The organism is Bacillus sp. GS3m_15504, assembly GCF_055825275.1.
Genome location: NZ_JBVVNL010000001.1, coordinates 887,202 through 909,724, shown reverse-complemented (window position 1 = coordinate 909,724; position 22,523 = coordinate 887,202). Strand labels below are relative to the sequence as shown.

Genomic DNA, 22,523 nt, shown 5'->3' with positions numbered 1-22,523 from the left:
ATTATTAAGCAATTACCATTTTTTGCGAAATCAACATTTTTGGATGCACAATACATTGATACTCTCCATTGGTTGACAACTGTTGTGTATTTAATCCAATCAATACTTTATTCACGACAATAGAACTACCTTCATGATAAATTTGTACACTTTCTGGCTTAATTGCCCATAAAAATTGATTCTCTACTCCTACTGCTCGAAAAGGAATTAAGCGTAATTTTGTCGCCCACCCAGAATCATTTTCTGGTATTTGAGGAATCTCTGTTTTGGAATAAATTTGTTCTGTTAACCAAGCTGGCAAACAATGTTCTAATGATGAAATATGCATAATCATAACAGGTGTTTTCGTTAACGGGTCGTAAAGTTGATTCCCACTATCAATTAAACCTGCGAGTTCTAGTTCCTCTTCAGCTAATTGAATTTTCAATTTCACAATTTGATCATAGTGTATTTTTGTAACCTCTACGCTTTCAATACGCTTTTTAGAAAAATAATAAATGACTGGAAAACCAAAAATAACGAACAACCAACCAATTGGGTCACCGTAAGAAATTGATTGAGATTGAGCCAACCCATTTACCATTTCATTCGTTTGCAAAAAGAAATGAGTGCCCATTAATCCTCCGCCAACCATAAAGGTTACAAAGTAAAAAGTAAAAACAGTTTGTGTATAATTTCTAAATGTTGTAAACCCAAATGCTGTATACACGATAAGTAACGAGTACAGTAGTTTCATAATCGGATGTGTCATCATAGAAGCAAAAGGAGTAAAGGCAAAAATAACAATGGTTGAACCTATAAATGCCCCTAACACAAGCCTCCATCTTTTGATCTTCTTTTTTAACACGGTAGCTGTTAATAAAAGTAAAAGAAAATCAATGCAGGCGTTTAACAACCAAACAACGTCGGCGTAAACAACCAAACAATTCACCTCTTTTTTTAAGTTGAGACTAGTATAATGCATATCCAATAGGAAAGTGTGTCAATTTGCGGAGGTGTTTTTTTGTTATTTTGTGCTTTCTAGACATAATCTGTCGGTAAAAAATAAAAGTATATGTTTCATAGAATGCTATATTTTTTTACTTACATATAAAGTGACACTTTAATCACCACGTACCAATCGGGCTGTCCGGCAAAGAGCGGGATAGATTGAAATATATAAAATAAAAAAGACCTGCTTAGCAGATCTTTTCCTTGTATAAAACAAAAAAGGAGCATGAATGCTCCTTTTCTTTTATCGTCTACGGCGATTACGTAAGAATGCTGGAATATCGATATCATCTGAATCTGAATGACGCTCATGTACAACCGGCTCTTCACGCTTCATTTCACGTTTTACTTCACGTTGTTTTGGTGGTTGCGCTACTGGCTGTTGCTGTTGTTGCGTGTGATTCACATTCGGACGGATAATTGGTTTTGGTGGTTGAGTTGCAATGCTATCATCAAAACCAGTTGCAATTACAGTTACAACGATATCATCTTTTAATCCTTCATTAATAACAGAACCGAAGATCATATTTACTTCTGGATCTGAAGCTGAAGCTACAATATCTGCTGCTTCTTGTACTTCGTATAAGCTTAAATTAGCTCCACCCGTAATGTTCATGATAACACCTTGAGCTCCATCAATAGATGTTTCTAATAATGGACTAGAAATCGCTTTTTTCGCAGCTTCAGCAGCACGATTTTCTCCATTACCAGAACCGATACCCATTAAAGCAGAACCTCTATTAGACATAATTGTTTTTACGTCTGCGAAGTCTAAGTTAATTAAACCTGGTGTTGCAATTAAATCAGAAATACCTTGAACACCTTGACGTAATACATTATCCGCTTCACGGAATGCCTCTAACATTGGCGTGTTTTTATCAACAATCTCTAATAAGCGATCGTTTGGAATTACAATAAGTGTATCTACATTTTCTTTAAATGCCGCAATACCAGATGCCGCTTGTGTTGCACGCTTACGTCCTTCAAATGTAAATGGACGTGTTACAACACCAACTGTTAATGCACCTAGTTCTTTTGCCACTTGAGCAACAACTGGAGCTGCACCAGTTCCAGTTCCGCCGCCCATACCAGCAGTTACGAAGACCATATCTGCACCACGAAGTGCTTCTTGGATCTGTTCTTTACTTTCTTCCGCAGCTTTTTTCCCTACTTCAGGGTTTGCACCTGCACCAAGTCCACGTGTTAATTTTCCACCAATTTGCATTTTCGTTTCAGCTTTTGATAGATTTAATGCTTGTGCATCAGTATTCACAGCGATAAAGTCTACACCTTGTACACCGTGTTCAATCATACGGTTTACAGCATTGTTTCCGCCACCGCCGACACCGATAACTTTTATATTCGCTAATTGATCTTGAGTAGTATCAAACTCTAACATGTCGAAATCCCCCTAGAACCTCATTTTTCGTGTCCAATTTTAATCCCATAAATAACGGAATACACGTTTTACTTTTGACATCATACGGTCATCATTTTGATTATTATTGTTTTGATTACGAGTTTTTTGTTTCGCAGGTTGCTGTTGTACCGGCGCTGGAGCTGGTGCTGGTACTGGTTCAAAATGCTCTTGCTTTTCCTGCACATTTTTCCCACGTAATTTAGCTTTTTGATAAGAATGTTTAATTAATCCTACTCCACTTGTATATTGTGGCTCACGCACACCAATATAATCAGGAGTTGCTATACGAACATTTTCATGTAAAATATCATATGCAAGATCAAGGACACCTGGCATAGAAGCAATTCCACCAGTTAGTACATAACCAGAAGCTACTTGCTTTACTCCTAACTTACGCACTTCATCTTGAACAAACATTAAAATTTCCTCTACACGAGCCTCTATTATATCCGATAATTCCAACTGAGAATATTGTTCTGTTTGGTCGCTTCCCATAATAGGAACCGTAAACATCTCTTCTTCAGATGCTGTATCATAAAAAGCATGTCCATATTTCAACTTAATTTGATCTGCATTTTCTGTTGAAGTTTTCAACCCAATTGCAATATCCTTCGTTATATGGTCTCCACCTAATGGTAATACGCTCGTCGCTTGTAACTCTCCATCTTTAAAAATAGATAAAGTTGTAGATCCTCCGCCCATATCAACAAGGGCTACTCCTCTATTTTTTTCATCCGAAGATATAGCAACTGTTGCAGCCGCTAAAGGTTGAAGACAAATATCAACAATTTCAAGACCTGCTTTTTCTACACAACGAAGTAGGTTATGTAGTAAAGTTCTCGAGCCTGTAATAAGTGTACCTTCCATTTCTAATCTTACACCGATCATCCCGCGTGGATCGTTAATCTCGTCAAGACCGTCTACAATGAACTGTCGAGGTACCACATCAATAAACTCACGTTCTGGAGCAATTGACACAACTTGTGCTGCATCTAGAACGCGTAAGACATCTTCATTCCCGATTTCACGATCTTCATTTGAAACAGCGACTACTCCGTGACAAGGAAGTAGCTGTACCTGGTTTGCATTGACACCTACTACAACTTGCTCAATGTGGATTCCCACCATACGCTCAGCTTGTTCAATTGCTTTTTTAATTGATCGAACAGTCTCGTCTATATCAACTATCGATCCCTTCTTTAAACCATTTGATTTCACATTTCCAACACCAATAATGTTTAAGCTGTCATTAACCATTTCACCAATGATGACTTTAACATTGGATGTACCGATGTCAAGACTAACATATATTTCATTGCTGTTCATTCTTTGGCACCTCCTTCTTTATTTATACCATACAACTCAATATATGGAACAACAATCGCAACTTTACTATTTATAAGAAAAATATTCAACGTCTTTATACGTTTCCCTTTTTTAACCCTATATTTTTCTTATTTTTATTTAACATTCATTTAAGAATATCGCAGTAAACTATGAATAACTGCTTATCTTGAAATAATTCTATTTCAAGTGTAAAGATTACCGCCAAGTATAAGTCTACACTAAGATGTACTCATAGAAAAGTGAAACTTGTACCAATCCTAGTATGAATCTAAGAATTTTTACATATTTTTCATCAAATGAACCATTCTTGTAAATTCCTATGCATCAAGCAGAACATTCGTTTCGTTTTTTCTACGATAACGTATTGAAAACTATCATTCTATTCTTTTTTTTCTTCCGCTCCTAATTCTTTCGTATATGCCCCTACTTCTAAGTCAATTAATACCTTTTTACCCGGCTCAATTGTTTTTAAGATAAGTGGATAGGTTTCCATACGCTTTGCGAAATTTTGAATCGTTGTACTTACTTCATACCCTTCATTCATATATAAAGTAAGATGGTCTTCATTCGCATTCGTCGGTGAATAACGAATTTCAGAAATAGACCTTAAAATAGTTGGCGTTAATTTTTCAAGCTCAGCAATTAACTCCTTCATCTTCTCCTCTTTAAAAGGTTCAAAAATTGGCGCTGCAACAGGAAGCTTTCCGTTCGGGAGTACATCAAGTGTTTTCCCATTCTCTAATAACGGTTGTAATTTCCCATCTTTGTTTATATAACCAATCGTTAAATATTCCTCAATATGAACGTCAATTTTATTTGGAAAACGTTTCTTTACATTTACTGCTTTAATTTCTTTTCGTTTCGTTAAGTTTTCTTCTGCTTTATGTGCTGTCACCCGGAAATAACTTGTATCATACGTCACACCTGATTCCTTCATCACTTGTTCATCTGTCATATAATGATTTCCAAACACACTTATCTTTTTTATATTGCTAAGCGGAGATCGAAAATAAATTAAAAAGAGCACTAATAAAAATAAAATTGATATGTATAAAATCAACCGATGATTAACATTTTTCTTCTTTTTCTTCTGTTGATTTTTTAACTTTGGTACACGATCCTGTAGTTTAATCACTTTACTATTTTTCATGTACGATCCCCCTACGTAACATAAAGAACGGCATGTTCCTCATGCCGTTCTTATCTTCTTATTATAACATAAATGATAATGAGCGGAACGAATAACCGTTATCTTCCAATGATTTCTACTTCTGTATGCATTTCTACGCCAAATTTATCCTTAATTGTTTGTTTTATTAATGCAATTAAAGATAAGACATCTTGCGCGCTGGCTCCCCCAGTATTAATAATAAAATTTCCATGCATTTCAGAAATTTGAGCTCCACCTATTTGATAACCACGAAGCCCTGCCTTTTCTATTAAATCTCCTGCAAAGTATGGAGTTGGATTCCGAAACACACTTCCTGCACACGGATGATTCCATGGCTGTGTTTCACGACGGTAATCTTTATTCTTTTGCATAACACTTACAATTCTCTCACGCTCACCTATCTGTAATTGAAACTCAGCCTCCAAAACAATACCAGGACGTTTCGTTTGCAATACAGATGTACGATAGGAAAACTCCATTTCTCCATGCGTTAACCAGTCAATTGTTCCGTCTTCAAACAAAATAAGAGCTTTTGATAATATGTTTGATATATCCGATTTATGTGCTCCTGCATTCATATACACTGCACCGCCAACACTTCCTGGAATACCACTTGCGAACTCCAGACCGGCTAACCCTTGACGACTAAGTAAAGTTGATAATTTAATTAGGGGATACCCACCACCAACTCTTACTCTATGTTTTTCGACTTCTAAGTGGTCTAATCCTTCTCCTAAACGAATAACGACACCTTCTATACCTAGATCAGATACAAGAAGGTTCGAACCACGACCAATTACAGTCCACTTTGTTTTATATTTCTTTACTAACTGTAACGTTTTTTCAATACCAGCAACACGCTTTGGCACAATTAAAATATCAGCTGGCCCACCTATTTTCATAGTGGTATAACGTGCTAACGGTTCATCCACTAACACGCGACCAACATTTGCTTGTATAAGCTCATTTACTAATTGCTCCATAAACAATCTCCCCCATACTCAGCATCCTTATTACAGTAGTATGCAGGGCGTTCACCTAACGTTATTTTTTTACAAGCTTATTCATGACTTCATACAGCTTATTTGCTGCATCTGGAATACCTAATTGCCCAGCAGCAAGCTTCATATTTTGTAATGTTTGTGCATCTAATAGAATCTCATCAATATCACGAATAAGTGTTTCAGCTGTTAAATCTTTTTCAAGCAACATTTTTGCTGCTCCTTTATCGACAACAGAACGTGCATTTTTTTCCTGATGGTTATTTGTTACATACGGACTCGGAATTAACACACTCGGCTTACCTAACGCTGTTAATTCTGCAAGTGTTGTTGCCCCAGCTCTTGAAACAACAAGATCTACACCTGTAAGTACTTCTGGCATATTATGAATGAAAGGTTTAATAATAACATTATTCGGATTCCCTTTTTGCTTCACTGCTTCCATCACTTTGTCATAATGAACTTCACCTGTTACATACAATATTTCGTAACTTTTATTTCCAAACTGTTCAATCGCCTCTACGAAAGCATCGTTAATTGGTCTAGCCCCACGGCTTCCACCAAAAATAAGCACGGATTTTTTAGGAAGGGATAAACCTACTGAACGTTTTCCTTTCATTCCATTTTGATCCATCACTTCTGACGCTCGTGGATTTCCTGTCATGACCACTTTTGACTGTGGAAAATGTTCTGCAGCCGCTTCAAAACAAACTGCAACTTTATCAACATAGCGGCTTAAAAATTTATTCGTTACACCAGGTACACTATTTTGTTCATGTACAATCGTTGGAATACCTAATTTTGCCGCAGCATATACAACAGGTCCACATACATATCCACCCGTTCCAATTACAATATCTGGATTGAAACGACGAATATATCGCTTACTGTCTTGTACACCTTTTAGGAAACGCATCACCGTTTTCACGTTATCTAACGATATTTTACGCTTAAATCCACTTATAACAATAGATTGAAACGGTATACCTGCTTTTGGAACGATTGTACTCTCTAATCCATTTTCCGTACCAATATATAAAAACCTTGCTTCCGGATTTAATTTTTTTATTTCTCTTATTAAAGCAAGAGCCGGATAAATATGACCTCCAGTGCCCCCACCACTTACTAATACACGCACTACTAACTCCTCCGCTTCTCTTTTTCTTATTTCAGTCGTATTTATTTCTATATACATATTGTTTCTTCACGCACATACGAAAAACCCTGTCTTATAAAACAGGGTTTAGTAGCGAGAATGGCGACTTATATTTAATAATACACCTACTGCCATTAACATTAATGTCAAACTTGATCCACCATAACTTAAAAACGGTAAAGTAATACCCGTAACAGGCATCAATCCTGTTACAACACCAACATTAATCATTACTTGAATCGCAATCATCGCCACAATACCTACTGCTAAAAACGTACCATATAAATCTGGCGCTCCTAAAGCTATACGAATCCCACGCCATAATAATAGACTAAATAATAATAACACAAATGAACCACCAATAAAACCTAATTCCTCGGATAAGATTGCAAATATAAAGTCTGTTTGGGGTTCAGGTAAATAAAGAAACTTTTGTCGACTTTGTCCAAGTCCAAGCCCGAATAATCCACCCGGTCCAATTGCGAGTAACGATTGAATAATTTGAAATCCACTTCCAAGCGGATCTGACCACGGATCTAAATATGATGTAATACGTTTCATCCGATACGGTGCTGATGCAATTAGCCCTACAAATCCTGCTACACCAAGCAAACCAAACATTGCAAAGTGAAAGATCCTTGCTCCCGAGATAAATATCATAATGATACATGTCCCGACCATTACCGTTCCTGTACCAAGATCTGGCTGTAACATAATCATTCCGAAAGCAAGAAATACAAAACCTAGAGCTGGTAGTAAACCACGTTTAAAAGAGGTAATTAATTTTTGTCGTTCCGCTAAAAATTTCGCTAAGAAAATAATCATCGCAAACTTCATAAATTCGGACGGTTGAATGGAAAATGCCCCGATTCCAATCCAACTTCGCGCTCCTCCTCGAACAAGACCTACTCCAGGAATAAGAACGAGAATAAGAAGAATGAAGCAAACTAGCAAAATTACTTTTGAATACGTACGCCACACCCAATAATCAATTTTCATAATAAAAAACATAGCCACTACACCAAGACCTGCGAATAGCAATTGCCTTTTTGCAAAAAAGAATGAGTCCCCCATTTTATAAGAGGCCCAAACCGCACTCGCACTATAAACCATAATCATTCCGATTGTTAACAACGCAAGTGTAACGATGATGAGAATAAAATCAGGCGTTTTCTTCATTACCCATAAACACCACCTCTTTAGGCAGAAACTTTTGCCCTATGTAACAAAACATCAGTAGGTGTTAGCCTACTGATGTTTTGATTTACTTTATATAAGTTTATGCACAGCTTGTATAAAAATGTCTCCTCTTTCTTCAAATGTTTTAAATTGATCCCAGCTTGCACATGCTGGAGAAAGAAGAATTACATCGCCATCTGTAGAATGAGCATAAGCTTTCACTACCGCTTCATCTAAAGTATCGACACTTTCAATTGTATCTAGTCCCGCTTTTTCTGCGGCTCTTACTAATTTTGGAGCGGTTTGTCCAAATGTTACAATCGCTTTAACATTTTTGAAATACGGAATTAAATCATCGAACTCATTCCCACGATCAAGTCCACCTGCTAATAACACAGTCGGTTGTGTAAACGCAGATAAAGCTTTCTCTGTCGCTAACATATTCGTTGCTTTTGAGTCATTATAAAACTTACGGTTGTTTATAGTTGTTACATATTCTAAACGATGTTTTACACCTGTAAAACGTTTTAACACCGCCGTAATCGCTTCGTTAGAAACACCCAATAATTTTGCGATACTCATCGCTGCTAAAATATTTTCTAAATTATGTTGTCCAGGTAAAACGATATCGTCTACTTCAACAACTTTTTCAGCTTTAAAATAAAGAGCATTATCTTTTATACACGCACCATCTTCAATTTCTTTCGTTGTTGAGAATAGTACTTTTTGACCTTTACTATAAGCAGATAAAGCCATCACATCTGCATCATCTGCATTTATTACACTATAATCATTTTCTGTTTGGTTTTTAAAAATATTTGCTTTTGCTAAACCATATTCTTTCTTCGTCCCATGATAATCTAAGTGGGCCTCAAATAAATTTAAAAACGCAGCAATTTTAGGTTGGAACAATTCTACTCCCATCAATTGGAACGATGAAAGTTCTGTAACTACAACTTCATTTTCTTTTGCATCCTGTGCAACTTCACACGCTACAGTTCCAATGTTCCCTGCAATTACCGGATGCTTCTGTCCTTCTTTTAGCATTTCAAATGTAAGCATTGTCGTCGTCGTTTTACCGTTAGATCCCGTAATCCCAACAAATGGTGCTTCTGAAATACGATATGCTAATTCAACTTCTGTAACAATTGGAATTTGCTTTTCTTTCGCAGCAACTAATATTGGATTAGAATACGGGATTCCTGGATTTTTTACTACAAGAGAAATATTTCTCTCTAATAATTCTAAAGGATGACCACCGCATACAACGTCCATTCCTTTTGCTTGTAATTCTGCAGCGAGTACATTTTCTGCTAACGGCTTTCCGTCATTTACAATAACATTTGCCCCTAACTTTTGTAACAGCGTAGCTGCTGCATAACCACTTTTTGCAATGCCTAATACAAGAATATTTTTATTTTGAAATTCAGTTACAGTTTTCAATTACATCCACACCCCGATATAAATTCCTAACACAGCTAATAAAAATCCTACAGACCAAAACGTTACAACAACACGCCACTCTGACCAACCACATAATTCATAATGATGGTGTAATGGGCTCATTTTAAAGACACGTTTTCCTGTTGTTTTAAATGAAATGACCTGAATAATAACCGATAAAGTTTCCATTACGAATACTCCGCCTATGATTACAAGTAGCAATTCTTGTTTTAATAAAATTGCTACGGCTGCAATAGCTCCACCTAAAGCTAAAGAACCTGTATCTCCCATAAACACTTTCGCTGGATTCGCATTGAATACTAAAAATCCAAGTACAGCTCCTACAACCGCCATACAGAATATCGCTACGCCAAATTGCTCTTGTGCAACAGCAATAATACTAAAAGCTCCAAATGCAATAGCAGCTGTTCCTGATAATAAACCATCTAAACCGTCAGTTAAGTTAACTGCATTTGATCCACCAATAAGCATAAATAGTACAAGTACAAAATACGCCCAACCTAATTCAAACTTAACATCCGTTCCTGGAATCATAATGTATGTGTGGAACGCTTGCCCTTTTCCAATTAAAAAGAACGCAATTGCAATAACAAGCTGACCTACTAATTTTTGTTTTGATGTCAAACCAAGATTTCTCTTCTTAACTACCTTTATGTAGTCATCTAAAAACCCAATCAATCCGTAACCAAATGTTACTAATAGTAATAACGAAACTTCTGCACCTAAATGATTAAACTTAATCGCCATAATAAGTGAAGTTACCATCATAGATACATATATGACAATACCACCCATTGTCGGTGTTCCTGATTTTTTTTGATGTGACTTTGGTCCCTCATCACGAATACTCTGTCCGAACTTTAATTTTCTTAAAAATGGAATAAACAATGGCGAAAGGGCAACAGAAATTAAGAATGCTACCCCAGCCGTTACTAATAAACCTTGCTCAAGCACATGTAGTCCTCCTCTCACGTTGTTACTCTTCGTTGTTTAAACGCTCTGTAATTGCTTCTTTAGCGACTTCACGATCGTCAAAATGATGAACATCTTTACCAATAATTTGATATGTTTCATGACCCTTACCAGCAATAATAATGATATCATCTGCTTTCGCTTTAGTGATCGCATGGTGTATTGCTTCTTTTCTATCAATAATCACTTCATAATTATTTCCATTTGCACCATGTACCATATCATCTAAAATAGCCGCTGGATCTTCACTTCTTGGATTATCTGAAGTGTAAATTGCGTGAGTTGCATATTGTGTGGCAACACTTGCCATGATTGGTCTCTTCGTTCGATCTCTATCACCACCACAACCGACGATGCAATATACGTCACCTTTTGCAAACTGCTTTGCTGTTTTCAATACATTTTCTAAGCTATCTGGTGTATGTGCATAATCAACAATAACTGTATAATTTTGGCCACCATCAACTACTTCGAAACGTCCAGGAACTCCAGCTAGTTCCTTTATTACATCAATGATTGTTTCCAAACTTACACCAGAAACAAGTCCTGCCGCTGTTGCAGCTAGTACGTTATATACATTAAATTTCCCAATTAATTTCATCGTAACATTTACACTTTCATACGGTGTTACAAGCGTAAATGTAGTTCCACCACTTGTCATAACGATATCTTTGGCCATAACATCACTTGTTGTATCAATTCCATACGTTACAACAGTTGCTGCAGTACTTCTCATATATTCCACTGTTACAGCATCATCGTTATTCAGTACCGCGTATTTTTCACGATTATGATTATAACTATTGCCAAGTTGTGCAAATAGCAACCCTTTTGCATGTTTATATTCTTCCATCGTTTTATGGTAGTCTAAATGATCTTGTGTTAAATTTGTAAACACCGCTACATCGTAATCACATCCGTGTACACGACCAAGATCTAAAGCATGTGATGAAACTTCCATTACTGTGCTATCCACACCGTGTTCAACCATTTTTGCAAACGTCTGTTGAAGTGTTAGTGCATCTGGCGTTGTATTTTTCACCTCAAATGTTTCATCACCGATTTTCATATTAATCGTTCCAATTAGCCCCGTTTTATGACCATGTGCGCGCATAATCTCATCCATAATATGCGATGTTGTTGTCTTTCCATTTGTACCTGTAATACCGATTAAATGTAACTTGTGTGTTGGTTGACCATAAAAATAATCAGCTAAAACCGCTAACGAACGAAAAGTGTTTTTCACAAGTACAACTGGAACGTCAACATCAATTGGTCTTTCCGCAACAATAGCAGCCGCTCCTTGTGCCGCTGCTTGCTTAGCAAAATCATGGCTATCAACCGTATACCCTTTCATACATACAAATAAGCTTCCCTCTTTCACTTTACGTGAATCAGCTTCTATAGATGTGATTTCTGGATTTTCTTTTGGAACAACTGGAAAATCATGCAAACATGATACAAGTGTATGCAACTTCATTTCACTAAACCCTCTCTACATTGTGTATTTATCTCTTTTATTAATAAGCAACACGCTACCTCCTAATTATATAAAATAGGAGGTAAGCGCTACTGTGTCTAATGAATAGACTTATTTATAACTGAGACTCTTACGGCCTCAAATTAAGTAACTCTTCTATAAAGAACTCACTTCCACCAATTGTACCATAAAACGTACTAGGTTACCTTTAATTCCCGAAGTAAATTCTAATTTTTGAGCCTTCTTTCACTTTAGCTCCTGCTTCTGGGGACTGTTTAATGACTTTCTCTCCGTCTCCACTTATATCAAGCTTCAAATCGACGAGTTGCGTCTGTAAATCTTTCTTTTTCATACCAATTAAATTTGGAACTTCCACAGTTGGTATATCGCCCCATTTATATTCTCTCTCAACCTGTTCTTTTCTCGGTTTCACTCCCATAACAGGAAGTGCATCCCGAAGAATATTTCCAACAATTGGAGCTGCTACTACTCCACCAAATTGCGTTACACCTTTCGGATTATCAACAGCTACATAAACAACAATTTCTGGATCATCTGCTGGAGCAAAACCGATAAAAGATACGATATAATTATTCTCTAAATATTTACCATCTTTCACTTTTTGGGCCGTACCTGTTTTTCCACCTACACGATACCCATCAATGAAAGCACCTTTACCAGATCCCTTTGCTACAACATTCTCTAATGCATACCGAACTTTTTCTGAAGTTTCCTTGGAAATAACTTTTCTTTTGTCCACAGGTGTCTTTTTACTTACAACTTGATTATTTTTCGGATCTATAAATTCTTTAGCTATATACGGTTGATACAATGTCCCACCATTTACAGCCGCTGCTACCGCCGCCACTTGTTGGATTGGCGTAACAGAAACACCTTGACCGAATGAAGTTGTCGCTTGCTCGACTGGACCGACTTTATCTAAATTAAATAAAATCCCACTACCTTCACCTTGCAGGTCAATTCCAGTTTTCTGTCCAAAGCCGAAATTACGAATGTATTTAAACAACCGTTCTTTACCAAGACGATCACCCAGTTCAATAAATCCTGGGTTACAAGAGTTTTGAACTACTTCTAAAAACGTCTGGCTACCGTGGCCTCCTGCTTTCCAGCATTTCAATCTAGCTCCACCAACTTCAGCTGCTCCATCATCATAAAACGTATCTTTCTCTAAGTCTACTAAATTTTCATTCAAAGCTGCGGCTAACGTAATGATTTTAAATGTTGAACCCGGCTCATACGTACTCCATACTGGTAAATTTCTATTGTACACTTCTGGAGAAACACTTTGAAAATCTGCTGGATCAAAGCTCGGCCGACTCGACATACCTAAAATTTCACCATTTTTCGGATTCATCGCAATCGCAATCATACCATCTGGATTGTATGTCGATTCTGCAATATTCATTTCTCTTTCCATAATTCTATTAATACGTGCATCAATTGTTAAGCCTAAATTCAAACCAGCTTCTGGTTTTTTGAAATCATCACCAACATTAGGCATCCTTTGTCCTTTTGCATCTGCAAAAAAACGCACATGACCTTCATCACCATTTAGTTCTTTATCATAATATTTTTCTAGCCCCATAAGACCTTGGTTATCACTACCTGCAAACCCTAATACGTGTGATAAAAAGTTGCCAAATGGATAGTATCGGATAGAGTCCTCTGCGATATAAACACCTTTCAAACTTAATCCTCTTACCTCTTTCGCTTTATCATGTGATATTTTCCTTCCGCCTTTATCTAACCTTACAATTGATTCTTTTTTTGTAATTCTCTTATAAATCTCATCTTTTTCCACACCTAATACTGCAGCTAACTTCTCTGCAGTCTCTGCTGGTTTTTCAATTTGCCTCGGTACAACAAAGACAGTTGGAGCACTTTTATTCGTAGCAAGTTCCACACCATTTCGGTCTAAAATCTTCCCACGCTCAGGTTCAAAAGTAATATTACGACTCCATGAATCTTTCGCACGATCCGTTAACATATTTCCAAGAAAAAATTGCACATATCCAAGACGAATATCGATGATAGTGAAAATAAGTATCCCTGATATAAGTATAAAAATAAGTCGTTTTCTAACCGTTACATTTGATACACGCATATTGGAACAAGCCTCCCTTACGCCTAGCTTGTTCCAATATATGCTTGTACTTATTTAATTAGAACATCTTCTCTTTTACCATTACGGTTTTTCTGCTTCTTGTTGTGGTTCAAGTGGCGGTACAAGTGTTACACCTAACTCTGTACCAGGTTGTAACAATGTTCCTTCTGGCACACTTTGTTCAGTAACGTATCCGGTACCAGTAGGTTTTAGGTTAAGCTTTAATGTTTTTGCTAAATTCATAACATCACGCAGTGCCCAGCCTTGTATATTCGGCATTGTAGGTTTATCTCCCACTAAGAAGACTCGGTCACCCTTCAATGTTTGTTCAGTTGCTTTCGGCACTTGTTGCTGTACTTTCCCTTCACCTAATACGATTGGACGTAGTTTTGCTTTATCAATGGCTTTTTTCGCTTCTTCCATCGTTTTTTCGGTTACATCTGGAACAGCAGTTTGTTGCTCTTTCACATATTTCTTCGGATCTTTCACTTCATTAGGCTTAATCTTTAAATACTCTAAACTATTCTTCGTTACATATTTAAAAATATCAGCTAAAGGTTGTGCACCGCTCTCATCATCTTTCAATTTCGGCTTTTTAATAGCTACATACACAACAAGTTGCGGATCGTCCATAGGTGCCATACCTAAGAACGAGAATATATAATTCTCTCTTCCCGTCATATAGCCACCTTTTCCATCCGGAATTTGTGCTGTTCCTGTTTTACCACCAACTGAATATCCATCGACTTTATAAGCAGTTCCTGTTCCTTTCGGTGATGTAACAACACGCTCTAATAACTGTCTTACTTGCGCTGCTGTCTCTTTTGTAACAGGTTTTCCCACTTCTTCTGGTTTATGTTCTAATTTTACTTCCTCTGTTATCGGATCTACAATTTTATCAATTGTATAGGGTTTCATCATTTTCCCATCGTTCGCAATAGCAGTTGCAGCTTGGACAAGCTGAATTGGTGTTACAGTAGAACCTTGTCCAAAAGCTGTTGTTACTTGCTGTATTTGCTGATCGAATACAATGGTATTTGAACCTTCACCAGGTAAATCAATCTTTGTTTTTTCATCTAATCCAAAGCTATGAATATATTTTCGAAAACGTTCTGGACCAAGTTTTTGATCCCCTAAAATTGCAAATGCTACGTTTGAAGAGCGCTCTACTCCTTCATCAAATGTGATAGATCCCCATCCAGCGCCGCCATTATGATCTTTTATTTTGCGGTTCCCAACTGGATATGTACCAGACTGATAATAATCTTGTCCCTTATACACACCTTCATTAATAGCTGCTGCTAGTGTGAAAATTTTCATTGTTGATCCAGGTTCAAATGCATTTGCGATTGCATCATTATAAAAATACTGATTATTTTCCTGGTTCGGATCATAACTAGGCTTACTAGACATTCCTAATATTTTCCCTGTTTTTGGATCCGCAACAATTCCTATTAAGCTTTCTGGTTCATAATGTTTACTCGCTTCTTTCATTGCATCTTCTAAATAACTTTGAATACGTTGGTCAAGCGTTAAATATACATTATCTCCATTTTTAGGTGCTTTTACGTTTACTTTTCCACCGTCAAGAGATACGCCTCTACGATCACCTGTATAAGCTACTTCCCCATGAGAAGCTCCTAAATACTTATCCAAACTCTTTTCTAAACCAAATTGCCCTATAGCAATCCCCTTATCATCAGGTCTCGCATGACCTACGACATAAGATGCGAAATCACCGTTCGGATATACTCTTGCATTTTCAGTAATAAAAGATATACCTGGCAATTTTAATGCTTCTATTTGTTCTTTCTGTTCTTTCGTCAAGCCTTTACCTAATTTCCCAAACTCTACTTGACTTCTACCCTCTTTATTTAAAGTAGCTAAAATCTTCTCTTCTTCTGTTCCGAGTACTCCCGCAATTTTCTTAGCAGTATCCTCTTTATTCTCAACAGGCTTCGCACCTTTTAATTCCGCTACAAGTTTATAAGAGTTTGCATCTTGCGCTAATACATGACCATTTTGATCATAGATCGTCCCGCGATTTGCTTCTAGAACTCCTGTTTTACTATGTTTTTGCTTAGCAAGTTCATTCAAATCTTGATTATGAACTGATCCTGTTGCTTGTATGTAAAAAAATCGGGCTAATAACAGCAAAAAGAGCAGGAGGAATAAAATCATAAAATACCCTGCTCCCTTATTGGTATGAAATTTAGTCATATTTCTCTTCATTTTCCCTTCACACCTATTGCCTTATTTGAGGCCTTTCACATTATTTGCATTAATTTCTAGCCCGTGTTTTTTTGCAACTTCAGCGATTCGTTCATAACGACTTAACTTCTCTACTTCAGCCTGTAACTCTTGATTTTCTTTTTGCTGCTGTACAATTTTTTGTTCTATCGTCGCAGCTTCTACATTAACTTGATAAAGGCCTGCTTTATTTCCAATAAACGCTACACAGGCATACAATAAAAAGCCAATAAACGCTACATACAACAGTTTTTCGATTCTTGTAATCTTCGCTTTAGCTTTTGGCTGAACCATTTGCTGTGGGGGCGTTTGAATCTGAACCTCTTCTTGCGCTTGTTGTTTGTACTTTACAGCTAAGTTACTCATACCTCTCTCCCCTTTTTATCGTTTTTCAGCGATTCTCAATTTCGCAGAACGCGCTCGATTATTTTCTTCTAACTCTATATCAGAAGGTAAAATCGGTTTTCTTGTAATAAGCTTTAACTTCGGCTTAAATTCATCAGGAATAATTGGTAATCCTGGCGGCAATTGCGGCGTTGTACTATTTCGTTTAAACGTCGTTTTGCAAATACGGTCTTCTAAAGAATGGAATGTTATAACACTAACTCTTCCGCCTGGCTTGACCATCTCAATTGCAGATTCCAACGCTTCTTCAAATACTTTCAATTCATCATTTACTGCAATACGGATTGCTTGGAACACTCTCTTCGCAGGATGTCCACCCGTTCTACGAGCAGGAGCTGGAATACCCTCTTTAATTAGTTCTACTAATTCCCCTGTCGTTTCAATAGCTTTATTCTCACGATACGCTTCAATTTTCCTTGCTATTTGTTTTGAAAATTTCTCTTCGCCATACTGGAAGAAAATTCTTACAAGTTGTTCATATGACCAACTATTTACAACATCATATGCTGTTAATGGGGCATCTTGATCCATTCGCATATCTAACGGTGCATCATGATGGTAACTAAAGCCACGCTCTGGCGTATCTAATTGCGGGGATGAAACACCTAAATCAAATAAAATACCGTCTACTTCCGTTATACCTAATTCCTGTAGTTTTTCAGATAGGTAACGGAAATTACTCTTTACTGTTATGAACTGTTCACCGTATGAAGAGAATTTTTCTTTCGCATTTTGAATTGCTATCTCATCTTGATCAAACGCGATTAATCTTCCGCCTTCAGTTAATTGGGATAATAAATAAGAACTATGTCCTCCTCCCCCCAGTGTACAATCTACATATGTACCATCTGGCTTTATATCTAAGCCATCTACTGTTTCCTTCAAAAGCACTGTTACGTGATTAAACATTGTTGCACCTACTCTTTTTTCAATTAATTATGTTGAATGTATCTCCTCTTCTAAACGCATATTTCACGACTAGAGAACGAAATACTATGAAAGAACGACTCATTTAACTTGCCTACAACGGCAGCATACTATACAAATCGCTATTTTCTTTTATTATATACTAAATTTTATCATCTTTTGCGGGAATTTAAATAAAAAACTGTCGAAAAAGATAATAATACGTTTACATTTTGTGCTATTTTGTCATATATTTAAGTATCCTGCATAATTACGATATTTACCGATTTTTAAATTGATAATTCAGAAAAATTCCACTTCACAGTAAATTCAACAGAATAAAAATAAAATCCTGCTCCTAAGAGCAAGATTCTATAGTTTTATAACGTGATGTTTTCCATTCCAAGAAAACGGCTTTTCCATTACACGATCAACGAAATCCAAACCGAACTGATTTAAATAGTAACATACATTCCACACACGCTCTTGCGGCGCTCCCAATGGACGGAGTGCAAATTGTATGCGACGGAATTTATTTAGCTCCACTTCATGTTTTTTCTCAACATTTCTTTTCAACATTCTTTCCAACAGTTCAATTTGTTCATTAATTTTGAACTCATTTTTCCCTGCAAATGCACTTAATCCAGGATCTATTTCCTTCACAAACTGTTGTAATGACGTATGAATATTCATTATTTCTTTTTTCGCCTCTACAAATCGGTCATCTATCGGTTCCTCTATTTGATTAGATAACCAGTTCTCACGCAACTTATCAACGTTATTTAAAAACGGATCCCTCTCTTGCAATTGTAAATCGTGTAAATCTGTCGCTATATCCCTCTCAATATAAGTTATTGTAATACGAGGAACGACAGGCGGCATTCGGAAACCGATAGTATGGAAAACTTGTTGTAATTCACTCCAGTAAGCTAATTCCCCTGGACCTCCAATAAACGCCAACGTAGGAAATACATACTCTTGCATAAGAGGGCGCGTTACAACGTTATTACTAAAACGCTCTGGACTTCTTTCCATCTCTTCAATCAATTCCTCATATGAAAAGGAATACGTCCCATCCTTCCCAACAAACTTCCCTTGATTGTCTTCAAGCAACACTCGCTCATTATCAATTTCCATGAATATATGTACTACATTAGACTTTGTTTCAATAATTGGTTTATATCCTAATTCTTTAATTACTTCCTGTTGGTTATGAAGCCCCTCTTGCACTTCTTTATACTTACTTACAATTTGTTTAAAAAACGGCACTTCTAATTTTCTTAATTCAGGATGATGCGAATCGACAAGAATTAAACCAGAATTCACGAACATTTTCATAATAAGGTGACCAAAGAAATCTACATACGTATTCGATTTCCGTAAAGAATCATCAACAAATTGCAGTACATCCTTTGTAAAATTCGTTTCAGGGTATGTTTTAAAAATTTCTTCAATCCACTTTCTACAGTCTTCCAAAGAAAGCTCGGACTCTGAAGCACTCGCTTTTTTCGGGTTACGATCATGAAAAATAGTCTTTTTTATTTTTTTATTCTTCGTTACAAAAGTATGATTAATTTCATCCATATCATGGTCTTCACCAGCAATCCAGAAAACAGGAACAACTTTAACACCTAAACTCTCTTCCTTTTCCTTCGCAAGCTGTAAAACTGAAATAATTTTATGAATTGTATAAAGCGGTCCAGTTAATAACCCAGCTTGTTGTCCAGCTATAACAACATATGTATTTTCATCTCCAAGCGCTTTTACATTTTGAATTGTAGCTTCTCCCGCTTGTAACTTTGTATTATATTCTAATAAATGCGTTACTAAATCTTGGCGGAAAAACTCCCTCTCACGCAAATCTTGTACACGCTGTTTAAAAGCATCTTCTGTTAACATATAATCAAAACACGACTGTATCTCTTTTTTACCGTTCATATAGTCCGCTACAACACCTTGTTGCGGAACAGAGATTTCTTTTATCTCCATATAATTCTTCCTTTCGTATCCTGTTCTCTCACCAATCCACATTGTAGTCAATGTTTCACGTAAAAGCAAAGAATTACACTTATACTTTTACTTCTAATCCTTTTATTGCATCGAACAAAAATTGAAGTGTCGGAACGGATCGTTGCTGTTTCTTAGCTTCTTCTAATACATATCCAACAATCGCACCAATTTCTGTTTGTCTATTCGCTCTTACATCTGCCAGCATAGATGATGTATTATGAGACGTTCTTTCACATACATGACGTACCATTTCCCATACCATTTCTTCTTCTTTAACGAGAAAAACGACTTCGTGGAATACTTGCTCCATCATCTGATAAAAAAACGGATTCGTAATCAAATCTCCGTTCTTTACTTGTAATAATGCCGTCAATGGATTGATACATACATTAACTACTAATTTTTTATGCATAACATCCTTCCAATTATCTTCTATTCGAATCGGAAAATGAGGGAAGGAAAAGCAATTCAATATTTTTTCAAAATGTATAGACCGACCGTGCACGATTCCAAACTTCGTTACACCTATCCCTGTATGATAAACGGTATGTCTTTCTTCTTTTTTTGCACCATGCTCCACAATTCCGACTGCAACATTTTCATTCTCTATTTTCTGCATAGTATGAAGGTGTGACATGCCGTTTTGCAAAAAGATTAATGAGGATTTCCCTCGCACAAAAGGTAATATATCAGTTATATGATATTGCTTAACAGCAATAAATATATAGTCTAGCTGCTGGTCTGGCATACTTTCTATTGGGAATACCTGCGGGAATACTGTTTCACGTTTCCCCTCCCTAATACAAGTTACACCCGTTATATTTAATTCGTCAGCCTGCTTAGCTGTCCTTGTAAACAACGTAACATCTTGATTACTTTTTTGTAAATAAAATGTATACAATAGACCGATAGCTCCTGGTCCCACAACTCCAATTTTCATTTTCATACAAGGAACTCATTTGCATACTATACATAAGTCCCTTTTTCCCCTCCCCTTTTATTCCGCGAACACTCGATTCGTGTGGAATCATAATTAATTAAAGATGAACAAACGCCTCAATTACATTAACACAGTTTCTAATTTCATTGCTTTTTGACAAATAAATGCCACCTCTTCTTCCAATATGTATATACTACTTATTACTATGCTTCTACTCTTAGTTTAGCAAATCCTCAAAAAAATAATAAAAGAAATATACTATCATCTTCATAAAAATAAAAAAATGAGTTATAATATTATTATAAATATTTTTACTTTTCTGCATTCAACAAGATAAGAAAAGGATGTGATGTTATGGGATTCCCAAAAGTTGAGCGCTTGCTCATCAATTATAAAACATTAGACGAGTTTAAAAAATTTAAAGGTTGCGGAGCTCAAGAACTATCCATGTTAGAAGAATTACAAGCAAACATTATTGAAAACGATAGTGAATCTCCATTTTACGGTATTTATTACGGTGGATCACTAATTGCACGTATGAGTCTATACATGAAAAGGAACGGCGGGGAACCATTCGAAATTACAGGTACTTACCTAGAACTCTATAAACTTGAAGTATTACCAAATTTCCAAAAACAAGGATTCGGAGAAATGCTTGTAAATTATGCTAAGGGACTGCAGTTCCCGATTAAAACGATCGCACGTATCCATTCAGCTGGTTTTTGGGATAAATTAAATTTCCAACCTGTATCAGTACCTGATGGTGATTTTTACGTTTGGCACCCAGAAACAAATTTGAATGCGGTTACAAACGAAGAGTCTGCATAAGAAATAAAAAAACAGCTACATAGCAGCTGTTTTTTTATTTCTTTAATTTCTCTAATTTCCCATTCGAACGAGCACTATTTCTTTCCGCTACCATTACACTTCTTTTTTGATCAATATAATCAAGCAATGTTCTATATTCTTCCTCATAAACTGATAATCGTTCCAGAAGACTTTCTTTTTCTGTTTGTAACGATTCAATTTGCTGTTGCAACACCATTAAAGAGTTTTCATCTTTATAATTTTGTAAGAAATCAATAACATCATTCAATGTAATTAACTTAGGCTCTAATACCTTCGTCTCTTTCACTTCATAATGTTCCACTTTACGCAGTTGCTTCGCTTCTTCAATACGTTCTTTGTATTGCTTTCTAACGTAAGAATTCCATCTAAAGCCGCATGCTGCTGGTGTACGAGATAGATGTCTTCCCACTTCTTTAAAGGCAGATAATTGCGTTCCACCTTCTCGAATATGCCGGAGTACTACTTCTGCCAGAAGCAAATCTTCATCATCAGTCCAAGCATCTTGTCTTGTTGTCGCCATCTCTCTAGTCCTCCCTATGCATTTTTTATTAAACATATGCAGTTACTAGAAAAGATAGAATACAACAAATGAAGAATAAGACAAAAAAAATAAACGTAGAAGATATCTTCTACGTTTATTTCCCCGCAATTACTTGCTGATTACTTCTTTACCTTTGTAAGTACCGCATGCTTTACATACACGGTGAGCTAATTTCGCTTCACCACAGCTTGGGCACTCTACCATACCAGGTACTGATAATTTGAAATGCGTACGACGCTTTCTTTTTACTGTTTTAGAAGTTCTTCTAAAAGGTACAGCCATTCTTCCCACCTCCTTAAAAGAAATAGTTATTTTCA

General features: G+C 36.4%; 19 protein-coding genes. 1 reads left to right on the top strand and 18 read right to left on the bottom strand.

The genetic code is table 11. The features are described 5' to 3' along the window. Positions 1–4: 4 nt before the first annotated feature. The 16 genes from spoIIGA to panE all read right to left on the bottom strand — a co-directional run bounded on the left by spoIIGA (position 5) and on the right by panE (position 20,822). On the bottom strand, positions 5–922 hold the full coding sequence (gene spoIIGA, locus AC0L0O_RS05050; RefSeq protein WP_000261983.1) for a sigma-E processing peptidase SpoIIGA: 918 nt from the start codon (positions 920–922) through the stop codon (positions 5–7). A gap of 312 nt (positions 923–1,234) precedes the next feature. Then, positions 1,235–2,389, bottom strand: coding sequence for a cell division protein FtsZ (gene ftsZ, locus AC0L0O_RS05045; protein ID WP_000888987.1), 1,155 nt, complete (start codon positions 2,387–2,389; stop codon positions 1,235–1,237). A gap of 39 nt (positions 2,390–2,428) precedes the next feature. Beyond that, positions 2,429–3,736 carry a cell division protein FtsA gene (ftsA, locus tag AC0L0O_RS05040; protein ID WP_001087551.1) on the bottom strand — a complete coding sequence of 436 codons (1,308 nt, stop codon included), beginning with the start codon at positions 3,734–3,736 and terminating at the stop codon, positions 2,429–2,431. Positions 3,737–4,136: 400 nt separating this feature from the next. Further along, on the bottom strand, positions 4,137–4,907 hold the full coding sequence (gene divIB, locus AC0L0O_RS05035; protein ID WP_000798225.1) for a cell division protein DivIB: 771 nt from the start codon (positions 4,905–4,907) through the stop codon (positions 4,137–4,139). Between the two features lie 98 nt (positions 4,908–5,005). After that, positions 5,006–5,911, bottom strand: coding sequence for a UDP-N-acetylmuramate dehydrogenase (gene murB, locus AC0L0O_RS05030; protein WP_000437058.1), 906 nt, complete (start codon positions 5,909–5,911; stop codon positions 5,006–5,008). A gap of 61 nt (positions 5,912–5,972) precedes the next feature. Further along, positions 5,973–7,067, bottom strand: a complete 1,095-nt coding sequence (gene murG, locus AC0L0O_RS05025) for an undecaprenyldiphospho-muramoylpentapeptide beta-N-acetylglucosaminyltransferase (protein WP_001265416.1) — start codon at positions 7,065–7,067, stop codon at positions 5,973–5,975. Positions 7,068–7,172: 105 nt separating this feature from the next. Then, entirely contained in the window at positions 7,173–8,264 is a 1,092-nt protein-coding gene (gene spoVE / locus AC0L0O_RS05020; RefSeq protein WP_000753509.1) for a stage V sporulation protein E, read from the bottom strand. A gap of 90 nt (positions 8,265–8,354) precedes the next feature. After that, a complete protein-coding gene (murD, locus tag AC0L0O_RS05015) occupies positions 8,355–9,707 on the bottom strand; it encodes a UDP-N-acetylmuramoyl-L-alanine--D-glutamate ligase (protein ID WP_000860119.1) in 1,353 nt (450 codons plus the stop codon). Beyond that, positions 9,708–10,682, bottom strand: a complete 975-nt coding sequence (gene mraY / locus AC0L0O_RS05010; protein WP_000893058.1) for a phospho-N-acetylmuramoyl-pentapeptide-transferase — start codon at positions 10,680–10,682, stop codon at positions 9,708–9,710. A gap of 22 nt (positions 10,683–10,704) precedes the next feature. Next, positions 10,705–12,180: a UDP-N-acetylmuramoyl-L-alanyl-D-glutamate--2,6-diaminopimelate ligase gene (gene murE / locus AC0L0O_RS05005; RefSeq protein ID WP_000766307.1), complete on the bottom strand. Its 1,476-nt coding sequence runs from the start codon at positions 12,178–12,180 to the stop codon at positions 10,705–10,707. 208 nt (positions 12,181–12,388) lie between these two features. Then, entirely contained in the window at positions 12,389–14,305 is a 1,917-nt protein-coding gene (locus AC0L0O_RS05000) for a stage V sporulation protein D (protein ID WP_001266229.1), read from the bottom strand. 81 nt (positions 14,306–14,386) lie between these two features. Then, a complete protein-coding gene (locus AC0L0O_RS04995; RefSeq protein WP_079998698.1) occupies positions 14,387–16,537 on the bottom strand; it encodes a penicillin-binding protein in 2,151 nt (716 codons plus the stop codon). A 21-nt stretch (positions 16,538–16,558) separates the two neighbouring features. Further along, on the bottom strand, positions 16,559–16,921 hold the full coding sequence (gene ftsL, locus AC0L0O_RS04990; RefSeq protein ID WP_000067081.1) for a cell division protein FtsL: 363 nt from the start codon (positions 16,919–16,921) through the stop codon (positions 16,559–16,561). A gap of 15 nt (positions 16,922–16,936) precedes the next feature. Continuing rightward, a complete protein-coding gene (gene rsmH, locus AC0L0O_RS04985) occupies positions 16,937–17,869 on the bottom strand; it encodes a 16S rRNA (cytosine(1402)-N(4))-methyltransferase RsmH (RefSeq protein WP_000481786.1) in 933 nt (310 codons plus the stop codon). Positions 17,870–18,238: 369 nt separating this feature from the next. Next, positions 18,239–19,855 carry a bacillithiol biosynthesis cysteine-adding enzyme BshC gene (gene bshC / locus AC0L0O_RS04980; RefSeq protein WP_000403062.1) on the bottom strand — a complete coding sequence of 539 codons (1,617 nt, stop codon included), beginning with the start codon at positions 19,853–19,855 and terminating at the stop codon, positions 18,239–18,241. A gap of 79 nt (positions 19,856–19,934) precedes the next feature. Next, positions 19,935–20,822, bottom strand: a complete 888-nt coding sequence (panE, locus tag AC0L0O_RS04975; protein ID WP_000782397.1) for a 2-dehydropantoate 2-reductase — start codon at positions 20,820–20,822, stop codon at positions 19,935–19,937. A 348-nt stretch (positions 20,823–21,170) separates the two neighbouring features. Between panE and AC0L0O_RS04970 the strand changes: the two genes are divergently transcribed. Next, positions 21,171–21,644: an N-acetyltransferase gene (locus AC0L0O_RS04970; RefSeq protein ID WP_000506700.1), complete on the top strand. Its 474-nt coding sequence runs from the start codon at positions 21,171–21,173 to the stop codon at positions 21,642–21,644. A 34-nt stretch (positions 21,645–21,678) separates the two neighbouring features. On the opposite strand, the gene AC0L0O_RS04965 is transcribed toward AC0L0O_RS04970, so the two are convergent. Both AC0L0O_RS04965 and rpmF read right to left on the bottom strand, forming a co-directional pair. Beyond that, positions 21,679–22,185, bottom strand: coding sequence for an RsfA family transcriptional regulator (locus tag AC0L0O_RS04965; RefSeq protein ID WP_000246473.1), 507 nt, complete (start codon positions 22,183–22,185; stop codon positions 21,679–21,681). A gap of 129 nt (positions 22,186–22,314) precedes the next feature. Further along, the gene (gene rpmF / locus AC0L0O_RS04960) at positions 22,315–22,488 is read right to left on the bottom strand and encodes a 50S ribosomal protein L32 (protein ID WP_001984764.1); all 174 of its coding nucleotides are present in this window, start codon (positions 22,486–22,488) and stop codon (positions 22,315–22,317) included. Positions 22,489–22,523 lie beyond the last annotated feature (35 nt).